At 71.3% G+C, this 21,103-nt stretch carries 21 protein-coding genes; 9 read left to right on the forward strand and 12 right to left on the reverse strand.

Annotated features, from left to right (window positions below; genetic code table 11):
- Positions 1-3: 3 nt before the first annotated feature.
- The 3 genes from P8A20_RS13295 to P8A20_RS13305 all read right to left on the reverse strand — a co-directional run bounded on the left by P8A20_RS13295 (position 4) and on the right by P8A20_RS13305 (position 3,479).
- On the reverse strand, positions 4-1,476 hold the full coding sequence (locus P8A20_RS13295; protein ID WP_147959234.1) for an ABC transporter permease: 1,473 nt from the start codon (positions 1,474-1,476) through the stop codon (positions 4-6).
- Positions 1,477-1,624: 148 nt separating this feature from the next.
- Positions 1,625-2,896, reverse strand: coding sequence for a L,D-transpeptidase (locus P8A20_RS13300; RefSeq protein WP_147959233.1), 1,272 nt, complete (start codon positions 2,894-2,896; stop codon positions 1,625-1,627).
- A gap of 181 nt (positions 2,897-3,077) precedes the next feature.
- Positions 3,078-3,479: a hypothetical protein gene (locus tag P8A20_RS13305; RefSeq protein WP_147959232.1), complete on the reverse strand. Its 402-nt coding sequence runs from the start codon at positions 3,477-3,479 to the stop codon at positions 3,078-3,080.
- A 108-nt stretch (positions 3,480-3,587) separates the two neighbouring features.
- Here P8A20_RS13305 and P8A20_RS13310 point away from each other — a divergent pair, with 108 nt between their 5' ends.
- Positions 3,588-3,908 (forward strand): hypothetical protein, encoded by a 321-nt coding sequence (locus P8A20_RS13310; protein WP_147959231.1) that lies wholly within the window; start codon positions 3,588-3,590, stop codon positions 3,906-3,908.
- A 54-nt stretch (positions 3,909-3,962) separates the two neighbouring features.
- Here the strand turns inward: P8A20_RS13310 and hutH are convergent, their stop codons facing one another.
- From hutH to P8A20_RS13335, 5 genes are all read right to left on the reverse strand, one after another.
- Complete coding sequence (gene hutH / locus P8A20_RS13315) at positions 3,963-5,510, reverse strand: histidine ammonia-lyase (protein ID WP_147960416.1); 1,548 nt, start codon at positions 5,508-5,510, stop codon at positions 3,963-3,965.
- A gap of 64 nt (positions 5,511-5,574) precedes the next feature.
- Positions 5,575-6,741 (reverse strand): GGDEF domain-containing protein, encoded by a 1,167-nt coding sequence (locus P8A20_RS13320; RefSeq protein WP_147959230.1) that lies wholly within the window; start codon positions 6,739-6,741, stop codon positions 5,575-5,577.
- A 73-nt stretch (positions 6,742-6,814) separates the two neighbouring features.
- A complete protein-coding gene (locus tag P8A20_RS13325) occupies positions 6,815-7,627 on the reverse strand; it encodes an enoyl-CoA hydratase/isomerase family protein (protein ID WP_147959229.1) in 813 nt (270 codons plus the stop codon).
- A 97-nt stretch (positions 7,628-7,724) separates the two neighbouring features.
- Positions 7,725-8,915 carry an adenylate/guanylate cyclase domain-containing protein gene (locus tag P8A20_RS13330; RefSeq protein WP_147959228.1) on the reverse strand — a complete coding sequence of 397 codons (1,191 nt, stop codon included), beginning with the start codon at positions 8,913-8,915 and terminating at the stop codon, positions 7,725-7,727.
- A 151-nt stretch (positions 8,916-9,066) separates the two neighbouring features.
- Positions 9,067-9,936, reverse strand: coding sequence for a biotin--[acetyl-CoA-carboxylase] ligase (locus P8A20_RS13335; RefSeq protein ID WP_147959227.1), 870 nt, complete (start codon positions 9,934-9,936; stop codon positions 9,067-9,069).
- 184 nt (positions 9,937-10,120) lie between these two features.
- Between P8A20_RS13335 and P8A20_RS13340 the strand changes: the two genes are divergently transcribed.
- The 4 genes from P8A20_RS13340 to P8A20_RS13355 all read left to right on the forward strand — a co-directional run bounded on the left by P8A20_RS13340 (position 10,121) and on the right by P8A20_RS13355 (position 12,757).
- A complete protein-coding gene (locus P8A20_RS13340; protein ID WP_306103569.1) occupies positions 10,121-11,701 on the forward strand; it encodes an acyl-CoA carboxylase subunit beta in 1,581 nt (526 codons plus the stop codon).
- Positions 11,702-11,715: 14 nt separating this feature from the next.
- Positions 11,716-11,922, forward strand: coding sequence for an acyl-CoA carboxylase subunit epsilon (locus tag P8A20_RS13345; RefSeq protein WP_147959225.1), 207 nt, complete (start codon positions 11,716-11,718; stop codon positions 11,920-11,922).
- Positions 11,923-11,996: 74 nt separating this feature from the next.
- Complete coding sequence (mmpB, locus tag P8A20_RS13350; protein ID WP_014047983.1) at positions 11,997-12,125, forward strand: morphogenic membrane protein MmpB; 129 nt, start codon at positions 11,997-11,999, stop codon at positions 12,123-12,125.
- 20 nt (positions 12,126-12,145) lie between these two features.
- The gene (locus P8A20_RS13355) at positions 12,146-12,757 is read left to right on the forward strand and encodes a nucleoside triphosphate pyrophosphatase (RefSeq protein WP_187282131.1); all 612 of its coding nucleotides are present in this window, start codon (positions 12,146-12,148) and stop codon (positions 12,755-12,757) included.
- 9 nt (positions 12,758-12,766) lie between these two features.
- Here P8A20_RS13355 and P8A20_RS13360 read toward each other — a convergent pair whose 3' ends face one another.
- Positions 12,767-13,207 carry a hypothetical protein gene (locus P8A20_RS13360; protein WP_187282130.1) on the reverse strand — a complete coding sequence of 147 codons (441 nt, stop codon included), beginning with the start codon at positions 13,205-13,207 and terminating at the stop codon, positions 12,767-12,769.
- A gap of 379 nt (positions 13,208-13,586) precedes the next feature.
- On the opposite strand from P8A20_RS13360, the gene P8A20_RS13365 reads away from it, so the two are divergent.
- On the forward strand, positions 13,587-15,341 hold the full coding sequence (locus P8A20_RS13365; RefSeq protein WP_306103570.1) for an acetyl/propionyl/methylcrotonyl-CoA carboxylase subunit alpha: 1,755 nt from the start codon (positions 13,587-13,589) through the stop codon (positions 15,339-15,341).
- An 89-nt stretch (positions 15,342-15,430) separates the two neighbouring features.
- Entirely contained in the window at positions 15,431-16,033 is a 603-nt protein-coding gene (locus P8A20_RS13370) for a TetR/AcrR family transcriptional regulator (RefSeq protein WP_147959222.1), read from the forward strand.
- A 33-nt stretch (positions 16,034-16,066) separates the two neighbouring features.
- Here the strand turns inward: P8A20_RS13370 and P8A20_RS13375 are convergent, their stop codons facing one another.
- The 3 genes from P8A20_RS13375 to P8A20_RS13385 form a co-directional block, all read right to left on the reverse strand.
- Positions 16,067-17,038: a DeoR/GlpR family DNA-binding transcription regulator gene (locus P8A20_RS13375; protein WP_147959221.1), complete on the reverse strand. Its 972-nt coding sequence runs from the start codon at positions 17,036-17,038 to the stop codon at positions 16,067-16,069.
- 155 nt (positions 17,039-17,193) lie between these two features.
- Entirely contained in the window at positions 17,194-17,955 is a 762-nt protein-coding gene (locus P8A20_RS13380) for an isocitrate lyase/PEP mutase family protein (protein ID WP_147959220.1), read from the reverse strand.
- An 81-nt stretch (positions 17,956-18,036) separates the two neighbouring features.
- Positions 18,037-19,476 carry an NAD(P)H-quinone dehydrogenase gene (locus P8A20_RS13385; protein ID WP_147959219.1) on the reverse strand — a complete coding sequence of 480 codons (1,440 nt, stop codon included), beginning with the start codon at positions 19,474-19,476 and terminating at the stop codon, positions 18,037-18,039.
- Positions 19,477-19,728: 252 nt separating this feature from the next.
- Here P8A20_RS13385 and P8A20_RS13390 point away from each other — a divergent pair, with 252 nt between their 5' ends.
- A complete protein-coding gene (locus P8A20_RS13390) occupies positions 19,729-20,166 on the forward strand; it encodes a gamma-glutamylcyclotransferase family protein (protein WP_147959218.1) in 438 nt (145 codons plus the stop codon).
- A gap of 103 nt (positions 20,167-20,269) precedes the next feature.
- Complete coding sequence (locus P8A20_RS13395; protein ID WP_147959217.1) at positions 20,270-21,094, forward strand: purine-nucleoside phosphorylase; 825 nt, start codon at positions 20,270-20,272, stop codon at positions 21,092-21,094.
- Positions 21,095-21,103: the final 9 nt, after the last annotated feature.

Below are 21,103 nucleotides of genomic sequence, written 5' to 3' on the forward strand. Positions count from 1 at the left end.
GTGTCACGCGACGCGGCGCAGGGCGTCGGCCGGCCGCAGCCGGGAGGCCCGCCAGCCGCCGAAGGCTCCCGCGATGAGTCCGCCGGCCACAGCGAGTGCGACGGCGACGAGGATCGTGGTGAGGGAGACCGGTGCGGTCAGCGCGATGTCGAGGGTCTTGGACGCGGTCTGACGGCCGGGACCGCCGCCGCCCATGGGGCCGCCGCCGCCCATGCCGCCGCCTCCGCCGCCGCCCGAGGAGCCGAGCTGGGCGGTGAGGGTGGGGCTGATGGCGGTCACCACGTAGGCGCCGGCGAGGCCTACGGCGATACCGAGGACACCGCCCATCAGGCCGTTGACCAGGGCTTCGCCGATCACCTGGCGGGTGACGCGGCCGCTCTTCCAGCCGAGGGCCTTGAGGGTGCCGAACTCGCGCACGCGGCGGCTGACCGCGGAGGAGGTCAGCAGGCCCGCGACGAGGAACGCGGCGACGAGGACCGCGATCGAGAGCCACTTGCCGACGCTGGAGGCCAGGTCGGAGGCGGTGGAGAGGGAACCGGACACCGTGTCGGCGAGGTCGGCGGAGGTGGTGACCGTCGTACCGGAGACGTTCTTCTGGATGGCGGCCTTGACGGTGTCGATCTGCTGGGAGTCGGCGGCCTGGACGTAGACCGTGGTGACCTTGTCCTTGGAGTCGGCGACGGTCTGTGCCTGCTTGAGCGGGATGTAGACGTTTGCGGCCGCGTCACCGCTGTCCGCCGTGGAGACGCCCACGATCTTGTAGGCGGTGCCGGAGATGGTGACGGTCTTGTCGACCGCGAGCTCCTTCTCCTTGGCGTAGGCGGAGTCGACGACCGCGACCTCGGCGTCGGTCTCGGACGCCTTGAACGTACGCCCCTTGGTGATCTTGGAGGAGGTCAGCGGGCCGAGGTCCTGCTGGGTGACGTCGGTGCCGTACACGGTGAAGGAGTTGACGTCGAAGGAGGCGCCGCCGCCCTGGACCTCGCCCTGCGGCTGGCCGCCGCCCTGGCCGCCGCCGGGGCCGCCCTGGCTCTGCCCCGAGCTCTCGTCCTGCTTGAACTCGCCGCGCTTGAACTGGCCGTCGACCTTCATGACCGTCAGGCTCAGCCCGCCGACGGCGTCCGCGACGCCGTCCTGCTTGCCCACCTTGTCGACGGTGCTGGCCGCCAGTGTCTGGAAGCCCTGGACCATGACCCGGTCCGTGCTCTGGGTCGCGTCGTCGTCGTCCTTGGCGTCGAACTCGAACCGGGGACGCTCGGTGCCTCCGGAGCCCTGGGCGGCCGCGGCCTTGGTCACCGTCATGTCCGTGCCCAGGCCGTACAGCGATTCCAGGACCTTGTCCTGGGCCTTGCTCATGCCGGCGGAGACCGAGCTGACGATGATGACCAGCGCAATGCCGAGGGCGAGCCCCGAGGCGACGACGAGCGCCGCCTTTCTGCGGCGGCGCAGCTCGCGCCGGAGGTAGGTGAAGAACATGGCGCGAAGATATGGAGCGGGCGTGATGAGGAGTTAAGTCTCCGATGAGAGCTGGATGAGAACACCTGCGGCCCGCATACGCCGAAGACGGCGGCACCCGGATCGTCCGGATACCGCCGCCTTCGTGCGGGGAAAAGGGGCCTCGGGATCAGGCGGCGGAGCCCGCCGTCCACTCCGACCAGCTCATGTTCCAGCCGTTGAGACCGTTGTCGGGGGCGATGGTCTTGTCAGGGCTGTTCTTGACGATGACCAGGTCGCCGATCAGGGAGTTGTCGTACAGCCAGGCGGCCGGTGTGTTGGCGTCGCCGGCGCCCTTCGTGTCGGACAGGCCGACACAGCCGTGACTGGTGTTCGCGCTGCCGAAGATCGACTTCGCGCCCCAGTAGTTGCCGTGGATGAAGGTGCCCGACGTGGACAGCCGCATGGCGTGCGGCACGTCCTTGATGTCGTACTCACCCTTGCCGTCGTCGTCGGTGAAGCCGACGGTCGAACCGTCCATGCGGGTCTCCTTGAACTTCTCGGAGATCACCATCTGGCCGTTGTACGTCGGGTTGTCGGAGGATCCGGCGGAGATCGGGATGGTCTTGACCGTCTTGCCGTCCCGGGTGATCGTCATCGTGTGCGCCTTGGCGTCCACGGTGGAGACCTGGTTGCGGCCGACCTTGAAGGTCACCGTCTTCTGCTGGACACCGACGACGCCGTCGGCGCCCTCGACGCCGTCCAGGGACAGCTTCAGGGTGACGGTGGAGCCGCCCTGCCAGTAGTCCTCGGGGCGCAGGTCCAGACGCTGGTTGTTGAACCAGTGCCCGACGACCTCCTGGCCGCTGCTGGACGTCACCTTGATGCCGTCCTGGACGGCCTTCCGGTTGGTGATCGCCTTGTTGAAGTTGATCGAGACCGGCATGCCGACGCCGACGGTGGAGCCGTCCTCGGGGGTGAAGTTCCCGATGAAGCTGTTCTCGGGCGAGACCGTGGTGAAGGAGCTGTTGGCGTGCGCCTGACGGTCCTTGGAGTCGGCCGCCGTGGCGCTGATCTTGTACGTGGTCGAGCGTTCGAGCTGGCCGCTGGGCTTCCAGCTGGAGCCGTCCGACGCGAGGGTGCCCTCGACCGCGTCGCCCTCGGCCGTGGTCATGGTGACCTCGGTCAGCTTGCCCTTGGCGACGGTGACGATCGCGGCGTTGTTGATGCTCGCGTTGGTCGCGCCGTTCTTCGGCGCGATCGTTATCTGCGCCTCGGAGGCGTCCTTGGCGGCCGCCTCGTCCACCTGCGACTGTGACGTCTTCGAGCTGTCGGCGCTCGAGCCCGTGTTCGTACCGCCGTCGTCGCTGCAGGCAGAAAGCACCAGCACGCCGCCGAGCAGTGCGGACGCGGCCATGAGGCCCCTGCGCCGATTGCTGTCCGTCATCACACGCTTCTCCATCGTTGCCGATTCCCCAAGATCCCCGGACAGGGTCGCCCGACGGCGATTCCCCGTCAATGTTCCAAGAACACCGCGACCGGGTCTTCCGTTCCACATCCGCCGAGGATGTGGGGAACACCACTCATCGACGCGCCCGGGGCCGCGGCGGTTCCCGCCACCACTGAGGAGTGCCTTCCGGGCGTCAGCGTTCCGTGTGCCCGCCGCCTTCTTCGTCGTCGGTCTCATTGTCCTCGATCCCGTAGTACTCCTGGTCCCCGTCGTCTCCGGCGGCCCAGTCCTCGGCGTCGGGGTCGTAGTCGATCGTCTCGCTGCTCCAGGAGGCCTGTGCGAGCTCGACACCGGGCACCTGGCTGACCAGGTCGAACGGGTCGATCAGCGAGGCGAGGGCCTCCGCTGCGTCTTCCCTGACGGTCTCCTCGGCATGCGTGCGTTCCTCGGGGGACTCGTCGGCGGATGCGCCGGGGGCGGTGAAATCGGCGGCGATGCTCTCCAGTGCCGTGCCGGTCAGGGCGTCCGCGTCGCTGATCTCCAGCACCATCTCCACGCGAAGCCGAACAAATGAGGGTGTCTCCGAAGTGCTCATACGCCGGAGCGTAAGGCTCCCCGGACCTGTGGCTTTCCACCGACCCGCTGCTTTGCTTAGCATCGGCCCGCAGGGCTAACTGATGGTTGTCGCAAGGGGATCGATTCTGTGTCCATGGCTCGTCGCACGCTGCTGACCACCACGGCGGCAGGCACCCTGCTCTGTGCTCTCTGGTTCGTACCCTCCGCCAACGCGACCGGCGGAGCAGAGACGCGGAGCGGTTCCACCGGCTCGTCCGCCGTTCCCCCCACCGAGGTCCGACAGGCGTCCGTCACCGGGGAGTTCACCGCCGGTGACAGGCTGGCCGACACAGGGGCGGGCGTCGACACGACTCCCTACCTGATCGGCGGCACGCTCTCCCTGTGCGTCGGCGCGGGGTTCGTCGCGTACTCGGTGCGCCGGGGCGGCACACAGGGCACCGGCTTCTGAGGTACGCGAGGGCTGCCGCATCCCACGGGGTGCGGCAGCCCTCGTGCGTACGGGTCAGGCCAGCGGGCCGGTCACCGCTTCCGCGGCATCGACGAGCTTCCCCTCGCGTACGAACGCCTCGGCCGCGGCCAGGTCCGGCGCGAGGAAACGGTCGGGCCCGGGCCCCTGGACACCGGCGGCCCGCAGCGCCTCGACGACTGCCAGCGTGGCGGGCGCGGGGGTCAGACCCTCGGCGACGCGCAGCTCCACGGCGCGCGTGGCGGCGTACAGCTCGACGGCCACGATCCGCGCCAGGCCGGTGACGGCGGTACGGAGCTTGCGCGCGGCCGACCAGCCCATGGAGACGTGGTCCTCCTGCATCGCGGAGGACGGGATCGAGTCGACGGAGGCCGGGACCGCGAGCCGCTTCAGCTCGCTGACCAGGGCGGCCTGCGTGTACTGGGCGATCATCAGCCCCGAGTCGACGCCGGCGTCGTCGGCGAGGAACGGCGGCAGCCCGTGCGAGCGGTTCTTGTCCAGCAGGCGGTCCGTACGGCGCTCGGTGATGGACCCGAGGTCGGCGGCGACGATCGCCAGGAAGTCGAGGACGTACGCGACGGGGGCGCCGTGGAAGTTGCCGTTGGACTCCACCCGCCCCTCCCCGGGCAGGACGACGGGGTTGTCGACCGCGGAGGCCAGCTCGCGGTCCGCGACGAGCCGCCCGTGGGCGAGGGTGTCGCGCCCGGCGCCGTTGACCTGGGGTGCGCAGCGCACGGAGTAGGCGTCCTGGACGCGGGGGGCGACGTCCTGGTGGTGGCCGGTGAGGCCGGACCCGTCGAGCACCCGCAGCATGTTGCCTGCGGAGACGCCCTGGCCGGGGTGCGGGCGGATGGCGTGCAGTTCCGGGGCGAGGACCCGGTCCGTGCCGAGGAGTGCCTCCAGGGAGAGCGCGGCGGTGATGTCCGCGCCGGTGTAGAGGTTCTTCAGGTCCGCGAGTGCCATCACGAGCATGCCCAGCATGCCGTCGGTGCCGTTGAGGAGGGCGAGGCCCTCCTTCTCGCGCAGTTCGACGGGCGTGATGCCGTGCTCGGCGAGGAGCTCTCCGGCCGGCCGCACGGTGCCGTCGGGGCCCTCGGCCTCCCCCTCGCCCATCAGCGTCAGGGCGCAGTGCGAGAGCGGGGCGAGGTCGCCGGAACAGCCGAGCGATCCGTATTCGTGGACGACGGGGGTGATGCCCGCGTTGAGCACGTCGGCCATGGTCTGCGCGACCTCGGGGCGTACGCCGGTGTGGCCGGAGGCGAGCGTCTTCAGCCGCAGGAACATCAGCGCGCGGACGACCTCGCGCTCGACGTGGGGGCCCATGCCCGCCGCGTGCGAGCGGACGATGTTGCGCTGCAGCTGCGCCCGGAGACCGGGGCTGATGTGCCGGGCGGCGAGTGCGCCGAAGCCGGTGGAGACGCCGTAGACCGGCTCGGGCTTCGCGGCGAGGGCGTCGACGATCTCCCGTGCGGCGGCGAGGGCCTCCACGGCGGCTGCGGAGAGCTCGACCCGGGCGCCCTGGCGGGCCACGGCGATGACGTCCTCGGCGGTGGTACCGGACGTCCCCACCACGACTGTTTGCATATCCATATTCAGAACCCTACGGACTGAAACCCAACATGTCACCAGTGGTCACGTGGTTGACCCCTTACCGGTCGCCGCCGGGCGGATTGCCCCGCAGCCTGCGGCGGTCGTGGGGGGATCGGGGCGGGGAGTCGGCGAGCCGGATCACGTCACCGTCGCGCCCCGCGACCACGGGCCTCCTGGAGTGCGCGGCCTTCGCCTGGTACTGCGCGGCGTCCGCCAGCCGGAAGAGCCTGCGCGACGACCGGACCGGGCCGATGTCGTCGCCCGTGGAGGCCACCCCGCAGGCGACCCCGTCACCGAGCTCCAGGGAGACGGCGCGCGCGCAGAGCTCCTCGGACACCCGGACCACTTCGTCCGCCGGGGGCCCCAGGGTCAGCAGGCAGAACTCGTCGCCGCCCAGGCGTGCGGACAGGGCGCCGGGGAGCATCGCGCCGCAGAGGGAGAGCACCGAGCCGAAACGTTCCAGCAGCCGGTCGCCGACCGCGTGGCCGTGCGTGTCGTTGACCGCCTTGAGGCCGTTCAGATCGCACACGACCAGGCTGACCACGGCACCCTCGGTGCGGTGCAGGTCCACCGCCTCGTCGAGCCGGAGATCGACGGCCCTGCGGTTCGCGAGGCCGGTCAGCGGGTCCGTGAAGGCAAGCTTGCGGACCTCCTCCAGCCGCTCGGTCTGCGCGATGCCGGCCGCGACGACGGCGGCCAGGACGGTCGCGAAGTCCGCGTCGTCGCGGTCGAACACCGGAGCCCCGGCCGGCCGGGCGACGTACAGCTCTCCCCAGGCGCGGCCGTGCAGCACGATCGGCGCCACCACGCAGCAGCCCCGGCCACGCCGGCGCAGCGCGGCGACGCGCTGGTGGCAGTAGGGACGGGCGCCCCGGGCCGGCGCACCGGCGGCCGGAGCGCCGTCCGCGGTCTCCACCCAGGCGTCGGGCTCACCGCCACCCGCCCACCGCTCGTGCAGGAACTCGGTGATCTCCGGGAACTGGTGCACCGGGTAGGCCTCGCACTCGGGGAACTCGTCCTCCCCCTCGGCCCGCTCCCCCGCGTTGACCAGCACGCGCAGCCGGCCCCGGTCCCGCTCCCACACGGAGAGGGCGGCGAAGCTGCCTCCGAGCGCCTCGCACGCCCCCACCGCCGCGGCGTGCCAGGACTCACGCGGGGTGTAGGCCGCCGCCATCGTCTGTGCCAGCGCAACCACGGCGCGCAGCCGCGCATCATCACCACCCATCGCACCAGCTTAGGTAGGTTCGTGATGATTTGATCAGTTGGCAGCGCTGATGATCTTCAGAAGCTTCCCCGGCTCACTCGCCGGGCCAGTTGGGCTTCCGCTTCTCGTTGAACGCGGCGACACCCTCGGCCCGGTCGCCGGAGAAGGCCACGGACCGCCAGGCGGCGTCCTCCACCTCGAGACCGGCCCGCAGGTCCAGCCCCTGCCCCAGGCGCAGCGCCCGCTTGGCGGCCCGGAGCCCCACCGGCGAGTTCGCCGCGATACGGGCGCCGAGTGCCAGCGCCTCCTCGCGGTCCCGGCCCGCTTCGACCAGCTCGTCGACCAGTCCCAGGTCCCGCGCCTCGGCCGCCTCCACCCGGCGTGCGCTGAAGACCAGCTCGGCGGCGCGCGCCGCGCCGACCCGGCGGGGCAGCAGCTGCGTACCTCCGCCGCCGGGGACGACGCCGACGGACACCTCGGGCAGGCCGACCACGGCCGTACGGTCGGCCACGATCACGTCGCAGGCCAGCGCGAGCTCGAAGCCGCCGCCGAGGGCGTAGCCGTGCACGGCGGCGACGACCGGCATGGGCAGCTCCAGGACACCGGTGTACGCCGCCCTCGCCGTGGGCCGCTGCCGCACGAGCTCGGCGTCGGTGAAGGAGTTCCGCTCCTTGAGGTCCGCGCCCACGCAGAAGGCCCGCTCGTGGCTGGAGGTGAGGACGGTCGCCCGCACCCCCTGATCGGCCCCGAGTGCGGCGCATGCCTCGGCGACGGAGACCGCCATCGCGGTGCTCACGGCGTTCATCGCCTTCGGGCGGTCGAGCACGAGCTCGGCCACGTGCTCCTGGCCCTCGTGACGGCGCACGACGACGAACTCCCCGAACCTCTGCTCGGACGTGACACCCATGACTGCACCCCTCCGGTTGACGAGCGTTACCGGGATCCTAGGCGGGGGCACGGCGGGCCGGTCCGCCGCGGGCGCACTCCACCCGCGCCCGCACGGGTCAGGACGACGGCTTGCCCCGCCTGGCCAGCAGCCACGGCTCGACCACGCCCAGCCCCCGCACCGGCCGCTGCCACATCGGCTGCAGCCCGAAGCGGTACGCGGGCAGCGGTGGCTCCTCGTCCGGGCGGCGGCCCTCCTTCTCCGCGAGTCTGGCCCGCTCGGCGGCCGCCGCGGTCTCCTCCGCCTCGGAGGCGGGGGCGTCTCCGTGCCTGATCAGCTCCGCGGCGAAGGCTCCGTCGACCAGCACGGCGTCCTTCGGCGCTATCGACGTGAGCCGGCTGGCCAGGTTCACCGTCGTGCCGAACACGTCGCCCATGCGTGTCGTGACCGTGCCGAACGCGATGCCGACCCGCAGCGCGGGCATCGTCGTGTCCTGGGACATGGCCTCGACCAGCCGGAGCGCTATCTCGCCGGCCGTGCCCGCGTCGTCCGCGGCGAAGAGGACCTCGTCACCCAGGGTCTTGATGAGCCGTCCGCCGTGCGCGGCGACAAGGTCCGCCGAGGTGGTCTCGAAGGCCTCGACCAGTTCGCCGAGCTCCTCCTCCTCCAGACGTCTGGTCAGCCGGGTGAAGCCGACCAGGTCGGCGAAGCCCACGGCGAGCCGGCGGTCGACCATCTCCTCGTCGTCCGCCGCCTGCACGACCCGGCCCGTGGCGGCGGCGAGCTGGCGTCGCCACACGTAGACCAGGAACTCCTGAAGCTCGGGCAGGAGCAGTTCGATCAGCGGATAGGTGACCTCGGTCCGGGTCATGCCGGGCTCGGGGGGCTCGGTCAGGCCCTCCAGGAAGGAGTCGATCTGCCACTCGGCGAGCCGGGCGGTCGTCTGCCCGGTCGACCGGGCGACCTGGATCGCCATCGGCTCGCTGAGCAGCCCCGCCTCCACGAGACCGGCCAGCCGGCGCAGCGCCAGGACGTCGGCCTCGGTGAGCGCCTTGGCCTGCCCGATGTCCGCGAAGCCCATGGCCCGCCAGAACCGGGACGCCAGGTCCATGGAGACCCCGGCGGTCCTGGCGGCCTGGAACGGCGTGTAGCGGCGGTCGGCCCCCAGGATCAGGGACTCCAGCCGGATGGCGAGCGGGTCGTCGGTCGGCTCGGCCGTGTGGTCGACCTCGTGATGCGGTGTCGAGTGGACGGACGGTCCCGACGAGGGCTCCGCGCCGTCGTCGGAGTTCGTGTCGTCGACGGTCACCGGCCGCCTCCTGCCCGTTCCCTGCGCACTGCCCTGCCGATCTGTCGCTGGATCGCCTCAACGATACGGCAGGTGTGCCGTGGCTCACGTCCACGGTGGCACGGATCCGGATACGTCGTGCATGACATCACCCGTATGTGCGGGACGCGGGTCAGGTGAGTCCTCCCTGCTCCCCGCGCAGGTGGACGATGTCGCCGGCCGACACTGGCTCCTGGATCCCGTCGCCCGTGGCCAGCACGAGCCGCCCGTCGCCGTCGATCGCGACGGCCTCACCGACGACGGACCGGTCGCCGGGCAGTTCGGCCCGCACCGTCCGGTCGAGGGTGGCGCAGCCCGCCGCGTAGGCCGCCTGGAGCCCGCTCTCCGCCGCGTCCCCGTTCGCCCCACGCCACTGTCCGTACCACTGTTCGAGTGACCGCAGGACGGCCCGGAGCAGGGTCTCGCGGTCGGTGGAGACGGCCCCGGCGAGCGCCAGGGACCCCGCGTGGGGGGCGGGGAGCTCGGCCGCGCGCAGCGACACGTTGAGGCCTATGCCGATGACGACGCCCTCCCCGGCACGCTCGGCGAGGATGCCGCCGGTCTTGCGTTCCGCGCCTCCGATCGTCACCAGCAGGTCGTTGGGCCATTTGAGCGCCATGTCGACGCCCGCCGACTGCGCGAGGCCCGTGGCGGCGGCGACACCGGCGAGCAGCGGCAGCCACCCCCACCGCTCGGCGGGCACGCCCCCGGGGGTCAGGTAGACGGAGAGGAACAGGCCCGAACGCGGCGGCGCCGTCCAGCTCCGGTCGAGCCGCCCCCGGCCCGCGGTCTGCTCCTCGGCGACGAGGACCGTGCCTTCGGCCAGCCCGCCCCCGGTGGCCCGTGCCGCGAGGTCGGAGTTGGTGGAGCCGGTCGCGTCGACGACGTCCAGCGAGGTCCACAGTCCGTCGGGCCTCAGCAGTCCGCGGCGCAGCGCAGCGACGTTCAGGGGCGGCCTGTCGAGGTCCGACCAGCGGTTGTGCGGCGCATCGGGAGGTGTCATGCAACCCACATTAGGTGTGGCCAACGACGCACTGCCGAACCGTATCCCCGCCGATACGCTACGGGTCAGTAGCAAACACCCGCCGACGAGCAGGTAGCCGTCGAGCACCTATCGGTCCAGCACCCGTACCGGATGCACCAGATGTACCAGCCGTCCCCGTGACCAGGCAGGGAGCCGCCACCCGATGTCCGAGCCGCAGAGCGACATCCACACCACCGCGGGCAAGATCGCGGACCTGCAGCGCCGTATCGAAGAGGCCACACACGCAGGTTCCGCCCGTGCCGTCGAAAAGCAGCACGCGAAGGGCAAGCTGACCGCCCGTGAGCGGGTCGAGCTCCTGCTCGACGAAGGTTCCTTCGTCGAGCTCGACGAGTTCGCACGGCACCGGTCCACCAATTTCGGCATCGAGAAGAACCGCCCTTACGGGGACGGGGTCGTCACCGGCTACGGCACGGTCGACGGCCGTCCCGTCTGCGTGTACTCCCAGGACTTCACGATCTTCGGGGGCTCGCTCGGCGAGGTCTACGGCGAGAAGATCGTCAAGGTCATGGACTTCGCGATGAAGACCGGCTGCCCGGTGATCGGCATCAACGACGGCGGTGGCGCGCGCATCCAGGAGGGTGTGGTCGCCCTCGGCCTGTTCGCCGAGATCTTCCGCCGCAACGTCCACGCCTCGGGTGTCGTCCCGCAGATCTCCCTGATCGTCGGGCCGTGCGCGGGCGGCGCGGTCTACTCGCCCGCGATCACCGACTTCACGGTCATGGTCGACCAGACCTCGCACATGTTCATCACCGGCCCGGACGTCATCAAGACGGTCACCGGCGAGGACGTCGGCTTCGAGGAGCTGGGCGGCGCCCGCACGCACAACACCACGTCAGGTGTGGCGCACCACATGGCGGGTGACGAGAAGGACGCCATCGAGTACGTCAAGTCGCTGCTGTCCTACCTCCCGTCGAACAACCTCTCCGAGGCGCCGGCCTTCCCGGAGGAGGCGGACCTGGGGACCACCGACGAGGACCGCGAGCTCGACACCCTCATCCCGGACTCGGCGAACCAGCCGTACGACATGCACACCGCCATCGAGCACGTGCTGGACGACGGTGAGTTCCTGGAGACCCAGGCCCTGTTCGCCCCGAACATCATCACCGGCTTCGGACGCGTCGAGGGCTATCCGGTCGGCATCGTCGCCAACCAGCCGATGCAGTTCGCCGGCTGTCTGGACATCGACGCGAGCGAGAAGGCCGCGCGCTTCGTCCGTACCTGCGACGCGTTCAACGTGCCGGTCCTCACCTTCGTCGACGTGCCCGGCTTCCTGCCGGGTGTCGACCAGGAGTACGGCGGAATCATCCGCCGCGGGGCCAAGCTCATCTACGCGTACGCCGAGGCCACCGTCCCGCTGATCACGGTGATCACCCGCAAGGCGTTCGGCGGCGCCTACGACGTCATGGGGTCCAAGCACCTGGGCGCGGACCTGAACCTGGCCTGGCCGACCGCGCAGATCGCGGTGATGGGCGCGCAGGGCGCGGTGAACATCCTGCACCGCCGCACCATCGCCGCGGCCGAGGACCCCGACGCCACCCGCGCCAAGCTGATGACCGGCTACGAGGACGCCCTGCTCAACCCTTACGTCGCGGCCGAACGTGGCTACGTCGACGCGGTGATCATGCCGTCCGACACCCGGGCGCACCTGGTGAAGGGCCTGCGCCAGCTCCGTACGAAGCGTGAGTCGCTGCCGCCGAAGAAGCACGGCAACATCCCCCTCTAACCACGGGAGCCACCATGATCAAGGTCGTACGGGGCAATCCGACCCCGGAGGAGCTCGCCGCGGCCCTCGCCGTGGTCCAGGCACGTGCGGCGGCGGTCGCCGCGGTGCCGTCCGGGGCCCCGCTGCCGCCCGAGCAGTGGTCGGACCCGGGACGGATCGCCCGCAGGGGCGCGTTCCGGCCGGGGCCCCGGTCGTGGGCACGGACCTACTGGCCCTCCTGACCCGGGGCCGGTGAGCGGCGCTTGAGTACGCGTACTCAGGCGCCGCAGCCGTGTCCGGGAGCACCATCAAAACCATGCTGTGGTCCGACCCCGAGAACAAGCCGCCGAAGGAACTGCGCGACGCCCAGGACATGATGCGTCGCGCGGGGCTGCTGCTGGCGCTGGCCATGGTCGTGGCGATGTTCGTCCTCGGCATCCGCTGAGGCTCCCGGGCGCGCCTACGATGGCGGGTATGACTGATCAGCGCCGCCTCGTGCTCGCCTCCGCCTCCCCCGCCCGTCTCGGTCTCCTGCGTCAGGCGGGCTTCGCCCCCGAGGTGATCGTCAGCGGTGTGGACGAGGACGCGATCGAAGCCCCGACCCCGGGTGAGCTGGCACTCGTCCTGGCCGAGGCGAAGGCCGCCGCGGTGGCGGCCCGTCCCGAGGCCGCGGACGCACTGGTCATCGGCTGCGACTCGGTGCTGGAGCTGGACGGCGAGGCGCTCGGCAAGCCCGCCGACAGCGAGGAGGCCACCGCCCGCTGGAAGTCCATGCGCGGCCGGTCGGGCATCCTCCGGACGGGGCACAGCGTCATCGACACGGCCACCGGCCGTACGGCGTCCGAGACCGCGTCCACGGTCGTCAGGTTCGGCGAGCCGACGGACGCCGAGGTGGCGGCCTACGTCGCCTCGGGTGAACCGCTCCACGTCGCCGGCGCCTTCACCCTGGACGGCCGCTCGGCACCGTTCGTCGAGGCGATCGAGGGCAGCCACGGCAACGTCATCGGCCTCTCGCTGCCGCTGCTGCGCCGGCTGCTCGGCGAACTCGGTTTCTCCGTCACCGACTTGTGGGTGTGAGCCGCTGGCTCACACCGGCGCCGGAGCGTTGGGGGCGCCGACCTTCCCGGCTTCCGGCCCGCGCCGGTCGAACGTGACCAGGGTCAGCACGATCAGCGCCAGGACGACCATCAGGAACGCGAAGGCGGCCCAGCCGATCAGCCCCACCGCCAGCGCTCCCAGCACCCCGTGGACGACCGCGCACGCGATGAGGGCGATCCGGCCGAAGCGGCCCGGGGCCCGGTCGCGTATCCCGGCCAGCAGCGGTATCAGCCCGCACAGCACGAGCAGGACGCCCGAGACGCCCCCCATCACCCAGGTGCCGGTGACCATCGCGTCCGGGTCCATCCCCGCCAGGGACATGCTCTGGTTGTCCGCGACCGTCGCCATGATGCCGTTGACGATCACGATGCCCACGGCTTCCACGAACAGAACGATCGCGGTCACGAAGGCCACTGGTCTGCGCACCACGGCACCCACCCCTTGTTACCTGTAGTACGTCCGGTACAGCGCGGACCCTACTAACCGGTAATGCATCGGACAAGGGGTCACGCACGCAGCACTCCCGCCCCGCGCCACCGCCGCGCCCGAAGCAAAGATTCCATCGGCCGTTCGTAGGGAGTCCACAAAGAAACGCCGCGCGCCGTTGACCGTCCGGACAGAGACTTGGGCCACACTTCGTGGCTACTGTGCCGTTGAGGATCCCGGCGTACCGTGGTGCGACAAGGGATTTCGCGACTCGAGCAAGCCTCGGATCACACTCCGTGTGGGCAAGTTCACTATTGGGGACGGGTCGTACGGCCGTGTCGGTAGTCCCTAAACTCAGCTTGTTCTCAAGGAGGGAGTCATCGTGCGCAAGGTGCTCATCGCCAACCGTGGCGAAATCGCTGTCCGTGTTGCTCGGGCTTGCCGGGATGCCGGAATCGCGAGCGTGGCCGTCTACGCCGATCCGGACCGGGATGCTCTGCATGTGCGCGCGGCCGACGAGGCGTTCGCTCTGGGCGGTGACACCCCGGCCGCCAGTTATCTGGACATGGCCAAGGTGCTCCAGGCCGCCAAGGACTCCGGGGCGGACGCGGTCCACCCGGGCTACGGCTTCCTCTCGGAGAACGCGGAGTTCGCGCAGGCCGTGCTGGACGCGGGTCTGACGTGGATCGGCCCGCCGCCGCAGGCGATCCGGGATCTGGGTGACAAGGTCGCCGCGCGTCACATCGCCCAGCGTGCGGGTGCGCCGCTGGTGGCCGGCACACCGGATCCGGTGTCGGGTTCGGCGGAGGTCGTGGAGTTCGCGCAGAAGAACGGTCTGCCGATCGCGATCAAGGCGGCCTTCGGTGGTGGCGGGCGCGGTCTGAAGGTCGCCCGCACGCTGGAGGAGATCCCGGAGCTGTACGACTCCGCGGTCCGTGAGGCCGTCGCGGCGTTCGGCCGGGGCGAGTGCTTCGTGGAGCGCTACCTCGACAAGCCGCGGCACGTGGAGACCCAGTGCCTGGCCGACACGCACGGCAACGTCGTCGTCGTCTCCACCCGTGACTGCTCGCTCCAGCGCCGCCACCAGAAGCTCGTCGAGGAAGCCCCCGCGCCGTTCCTGTCCAAGGAGCAGAACGCGCAGCTGTACGCGGCTTCCAAGGCGATCCTGAAGGAGGCCGGCTACGTCGGCGCCGGCACCGTCGAGTTCCTCGTCGGTGTGGACGGCACGATCTCCTTCCTCGAGGTCAACACCCGCCTCCAGGTCGAGCACCCGGTCACCGAGGAGGTCACCGGCCTCGACCTCGTCCGCGAGATGTTCCGCATCGCCGACGGCGAGGAGCTCGGCTACGGCGACCCCGCGGTGCGCGGGCACTCCTTCGAGTTCCGCATCAACGGCGAGGACCCGGGCCGCGGCTTCCTGCCCGCCCCCGGCACCGTCACCCTGTTCGCCCCGCCCACCGGCCCCGGCGTCCGCCTCGACGCCGGCGTCGAGACCGGCAGCGTCATCGGCCCCGCCTGGGACTCGCTGCTCGCCAAGCTCGTGGTGACCGGCGCGACGCGTGAGCAGGCGCTGCAGCGCGCGGCGCGTGCGCTGGGCGAGTTCACCGTCGAGGGCATGGCCACCGCGATCCCCTTCCACCGCGCGGTCGTGGCCGACCCGGCGTTCACCGCCGACCCGTTCCGGGTCCACACCCGGTGGATCGAGACGGAGTTCGTCAACGAGATCAAGCCCTTCACGGTCCCCGCGGACCAGGACACCGACGAGGAGACCGGCCGCGAGACCGTCGTCGTCGAGGTCGGCGGGAAGCGCCTGGAGGTGTCGCTGCCGTCCTCGCTCGGCATGAGCCTGGCCCGTACCGGTCTCGCGGCGGGCGCGAAGCCCAAGCGCCGCGCGGCCAAGAAGTCCGGCTCCGCCGCGACCGGCGACACCCTCGCCTCCCCGATGCAGGGCACGATCGTCAAGATCGCCGTCGAGGAGGGGCAGGAGGTCAAGGAGGGCGACCTCGTCGTCGTCCTCGAGGCCATGAAGATGGAACAGCCCCTCAACGCCCACCGTTCGGGCACGGTGAAGGGTCTGTCGGCGGAGGTCGGCACGTCGATCTCGTCCGGCGCCGCGATCTGCGAGATCAAGGACTGAGTTCTCGTTCTCTGCGACTGGGGGCCCGGCGACCGCCGGGCCCCCAGTGGCATCCTTGGGACGCGGCGCGGACACCAGGAGGACAGGCGATGAGCACGGCACCGACACCGGCACGGCCGATGCGCGCCGACGCGCGCCGCAACCACGACCGGCTGCTGAGCGAGGCACGCACGTCCTTCGCCGCCCAGGGAACCGATGCCTCGCTGGAGGACATCGCGCGGCGGGCGGGCGTCGGCATCGGCACGCTCTACCGGCACTTCCCGAACCGCCAAGCCCTGATGAACGCGGTGTTCCAGGAGGCCCTGAGCGCGCTGCTGGACCGCTCCCGCGAACTGGCGCGGGCGAACGAGCCCTGTACCGCGCTGGTGGAATGGCTGGGTGCGGTCGTCACTCATGCGGGTGAGTACCGCGGCCTGGCCCATGGGCTCATGTCGGCCTCGGGGGACGAGACCTCGGAACTGACCGCATGCCACATGTCGCTGCGCCGGGCGGGGGCGCAGTTGTTGACGCGAGCGCAGACGAGTGGCTCGGTGCGTGCGGACGTGTCGATCGACGACCTCCTGCAGCTGACCAACGCGATCGCGCTGGCCGCGGAGCAGTCCCCCGCCGATCCCGCCCTGGCTGACCGCCTGCTGCGGCTGACGCTGCGCGGCCTGAAGGCGGACCCGGCCGACCCTCCCCCGGGCGGCTGAGCGAGGGCACCTTGTGGTGCCCCGCCTCCGCGGCTACCGGCGCCGCATGTCCGCGACCCGGCCCACCGGCCCCTCCGACATCACGGCCGCGCTCCGCAACTGCGGACCGATGCCTCCCGCCCCTCCGTGGCCGCCCTGGGTGCGTCTCTGGCCCGGCAGCGGCATGTCCTGCCGCGCCTGCTGCCGTCCCGGCGGCAGGGCCTCACCGGCCGTGGACCGGGCACCGGGCCCCGCCACCGTGATCTCCACGCCCTGGTCGGCCAGGGCCTGCAGCTCCGTGGCCGCACGCTCGTCGTGGGCCTGTGGCTCGTCCGTCACCAGACGGGTGATCAGCTCCGTTGGCACCGTCTGGAACATGGTGTCGGAGCCGAGCTTCGTGTGGTCCGCCAGGACCACCACTTCGGCCGCCGCCTGCACGAGTGCCCGGTCCACGCTCGCCGAGAGCATGTTGGACGTGGACAGTCCGCGCTCCGCGGTCAGCCCGCTCCCGGAGAGGAAGGCCCGGCTCACCCGCAGTCCCTGGAGGGACTGCTCGGCACCGCTGCCGACGAGCGCGTAGTTGCTCCCGCGCAGGGTGCCGCCCGTCATCACCACCTCCACCCGGTTGGCATGGGCCAACGCCTGGGCGACCAGCAGCGAGTTGGTGACCACGGTGAGACCGGGCACCCGCGCGAGCCGGCGCGCCAGCTCCTGCGTGGTCGTCCCGGCGCCGACCACGATGGCCTCGCCCTCACCGACCAGACCGGCGGCCATGTCGGCGATGGCCGTCTTCTCCGCGGTGGAGAGATGGGATTTCTGCGGAAAGCCGGACTCCCGCGTGAAACCGCCCGGCAAGACCGCACCGCCGTGCCGGCGGTCGAGGAGTCCTTCTGCCTCCAGCGCACGCACGTCTCGCCGTACGGTCACTTCGGAGGTCTGGACGACGCGGGCGAGCTCACGGAGCGATACCGCTCCGTTGGCACGCACCATTTCGAGGATCAATTGACGACGTTCTGCAGCGAACACGAAACTGACAGTAACCTGGCCGTGGGTTGCTTTTCAGCAGTTTGCGCCGAATAACAGAAGTTGTGCATAGGCAGGGACCCCCGGTGGTATAGGGGCCCCTGCCCAAGGTCTCCCGCCCGGATCCTCCGGTCCTCCCGACGATCCGGACGCGGCTGTCAGGGCGCCCAGGGGCGGAGCATGTCCTTCATCGCGTCCGTCATCGCGAACTGCAGCAGCGGGCCGTAGGTGATCCGGCCGACGCCGAGGCGGCGGAAACGCTCGAGATCGTGCTTGACGGGGTGGGCCGTGGAGTTCACGGGGACGCCCACGGCGCCGGTCACCGCGGTGAGCAGGTCGTCGTCGTCCTGGATGGTCACCGGGTAGACGCTGTCGGCGCCGGCCTGCTCCAGGGCCCGCAGCCGCTCGATCGCCTCGTCCAGGACGCCGGAGGCGTCCTCCGCGTGCAGGAAGAGGTCGGTGCGCCCGTTGATCCAGACCGGGACCCCCGCGTCGTCGGCCGCCGCGCGCAGGCCGGCGACGTAGCTCGCGTGCTCCTGCGTGCTGCGCACGCGTCCGCCCTCCGAGTGGACGGTGTCCTCGATGTTGAGGCCGACGCCGCCGGCCTCGACGAGTCCGGCGACGAGGTCCGCGGGCTGCTGACCGTACCCGGCCTCCAGGTCCACGGACACGGGGACGCCGACCGCCGCGATGATCGGCCTGACGGCGGCGAGCACCTCCTCGAAGGTCTGCCCCTCGTGGTCGCCGGCCCCCCGGGAGTCGGCGAGCGGATGGCTGCCGACCGTCAGTGCCGGGAACCCGGCGTCGGCCGCCGTCCGTGCGGACCAGACGTCCCATACGGTCGGAAGCACGAGCGGCTTGTACTCGGCGTGCAGTTGCTTGAGTCGTTGAGCGCGCTCAACGGTGGTACGAAGGTCCATGCCCAGGACGCTACCCCTGGATCACCGCGGACGACGTGCCGACGGCGCCCCCGGTGGCGGAAGGACCGCGAGCGGCCGGTGCTACGCCTCGCCCGCGCTCTTGCGGGTGTGCAGTTGCCGGGCCACCTCGGCGATCGAGCCGGACAGGGACGGGTACACCGTGAAGGCGTTGGCGATCTGCTCCACCGTCAGGTTGTTGTCGACCGCGAGCGAGATCGGGTGGATCAGCTCACTGGCCCTCGGTGCGACGACACAGCCGCCGACCACGATGCCGGTGCCCGGGCGGCAGAAGATCTTGACGAAGCCGTCCCTGATGCCCTGCATCTTGGCGCGCGGGTTGCGCAGCAGCGGCAGCTTCACGACACGGGCGTCGATCCTGCCGGAGTCGACGTCCGCCTGGCTGTACCCGACCGTGGCGATCTCGGGGTCGGTGAAGACGTTCGCGGAGACCGTCTTCAGGTTCAGCGGTGCCACCGCGTCGCCGAGGAAGTGGTACATCGCGATACGGCCCTGCATCGCGGCGACCGAGGCCAGGGCGAACACGCCGGTGACGTCACCGGCCGCGTACACGCCGGGGGCGCTGGTGCGCGAGACCCGGTCGGTCCGGATGTGCCCGGAGTCCTTGAGCTGCACCCCGGACTCCTCCAGGCCCATGCCCGCGGTGTTGGGGATCGCGCCGACCGCCATCAGGCAGTGCGTGCCGGAGATGACCCGGCCGTCGGCCAGCGTGACCTCGACACGGTCACCGACGCGCTTGGCCGACTGGGCGCGGGAGCGGGCCATGACGTTCATGCCGCGACGGCGGAAGACGTCCTCCAGGACGGCGGCGGCGTCCGGGTCCTCGCCCGGGAGCACGCGGTCGCGGGAGGAGACCAGGGTCACGCGCGAACCGAGAGCCTGGTAGGCGCCGGCGAACTCGGCGCCGGTGACACCGGAACCGACCACGATGAGCTCCTCGGGGAGCTCGTCCAGGTCGTAGACCTGGGTCCAGTTCAGGATGCGCTCGCCGTCGGGCAGGGCGTCCGGGATCTCACGGGGGTGGCCGCCGGTCGCGATCAGCACCGCGTCGGCGGTGAGCCGCTCCTCGGTGCCGTCCGCGGCCGTCACCACGACCTGGCGGGAGCCGTCGGCGGCCTGGAGGCCGTCCAGCCTGCCGCGGCCGCGCATGACGCGGGCACCCGCGCGGGTGACGGAGGCGGTGATGTCGTGCGACTGCGCGAGGGCGAGGCGCTTGACCCGCCGGTTGACCTTGCCGAGGTCGACACCGACGACCCGGGCGGCCTGCTCCATGTGCGGCGTGTCGTCGGCGACGATGATGCCGAGTTCCTCGTAGGAGGAGTCGAAGGTGGTCATCACCTCGGCCGTCGCGATCAGGGTCTTGGAGGGCACGCAGTCGGTGAGCACCGACGCGCCGCCGAGGCCGTCGCAGTCGACGACGGTCACCTCCGCGCCGAGCTGGGCGCCGACCAGTGCCGCCTCGTAGCCGCCGGGGCCGCCGCCGATGATCACGATCCGGGTCACGAAAAGTCCGCCTCGCGTGGTGTCATCCCACGGCCGTCTGCCGCCCCGGCCGGGGGTCCGGGGGATCGCCCCGGCGTATGCAGTACGTAGTTCATTGTCCCGCACGCGCCAAGCTGCTTCGCCCCGGGGCCCTCCATACGGGAACGGGCCTGGCCGGGCCACGGCCTCCGGCGCGCGGCGCACCGCCCCCGACCGGGCGTCTTCCACTCCGGAACCGGCACGCTCCTCGGCACCTCCCGTACCCTCGACCCCATGTCGCTCTACGCCGCCTACGCCGGCAACCTCGACGCGAGGCTGATGACGCGCCGCGCACCGCACTCCCCGCTGCGCAGCACGGGCTGGCTCAACGGTTGGCGGCTGACGTTCGGCGGCGAGCAGATGGGCTGGGAGGGCGCACTGGCCACGGTGGTGGAGGCACCCCGTTCCCAGGTGTTCGTCGCGCTGTACGACCTGGCCCCGATGGACGAGGACTCCATGGACCGCTGGGAGGGTGTCGGCCTCGACATCTACCGGCGCATGCGGGTCCGCGTGCACACCCTGGACGGCGAGGAGCCGGCCTGGATGTACGTCCTGAACGGTTACGAGGGCGGGCTGCCCTCGGCCCGCTACCTGGGCGAGGTGGCCGACGCCGCCGAGTCGGCCGGCGCACCGCACGACTACGTGATGAACCTCCGCAAGCGCCCCTGCTGAACCCCGCCCCGAGCCGCTTCTGTACGAACGTACGAAGAGGACCGGCCAGACTCTGCACGGCCACATCTACGCGCGTAGGGAATCACCGGTTACCCTCGTCCGCGTGAACGCATCTGTTATTCCGGACCACATCCAGGGCGACCCGCACGCCGCCGCCGCGGACGCCGCCGCCCGCCTGCGCGAGCTGACCGGCGCCGACACCCACGACGTCGCTCTCGTGATGGGCTCCGGCTGGGCCCCCGCCGGCGATGCGCTCGGCGTCCCGGAGGCCGAGTTCCCGGTCACGGCACTGCCCGGCTTCCCGGCCCCGGCGGTCGAGGGCCACGGCGGCACGATCCGCTCGTACCGGATCGGCGAGAAGCGCGCCCTGGTCTTCCTGGGCCGCACGCACTACTACGAGGGCCGCGGTGTCGCCGCGGTCGCGCACGGCGTCCGTACGGCCGTCTCCGCGGGCTGCGGGACCGTCATCCTGACGAACGGCTGCGGCGGGCTGCGCGAGGGCATGCGCCCCGGCCAGCCGGTCCTCATCAGCGACCACCTCAACCTGACGGCCGCGTCGCCGATCGTGGGCGCGAACTTCGTCGATCTGACCGACCTGTACTCGCCGCGTCTGCGCGCGCTCTGCAAGGAGATCGACCCCACGCTCGAAGAGGGCGTGTACGTGCAGTTCCCCGGCCCGCACTACGAGACCCCGGCCGAGATCAACATGGTCCGCGTCATGGGCGGCGACCTGGTCGGCATGTCCACCGTGCTGGAGGCCATCGCGGCCCGTGAGGCGGGCGCCGAGGTGCTGGGCATCTCCCTGGTCACGAACCTCGCGGCGGGCCTGAGCGGCGAACCCCTCAACCACGAGGAGGTCCTCCAGGCAGGCCGTGACTCGGCGACGCAGATGGGCGCGCTGCTGGCACGGGTGCTGGACCGGATCTAGCGGGGGCTC

Source organism: Streptomyces sp. Alt3 (genome assembly GCF_030719215.1).
GTDB classification, from domain to species: Bacteria; Actinomycetota; Actinomycetes; order Streptomycetales; family Streptomycetaceae; genus Streptomyces; species Streptomyces glycanivorans.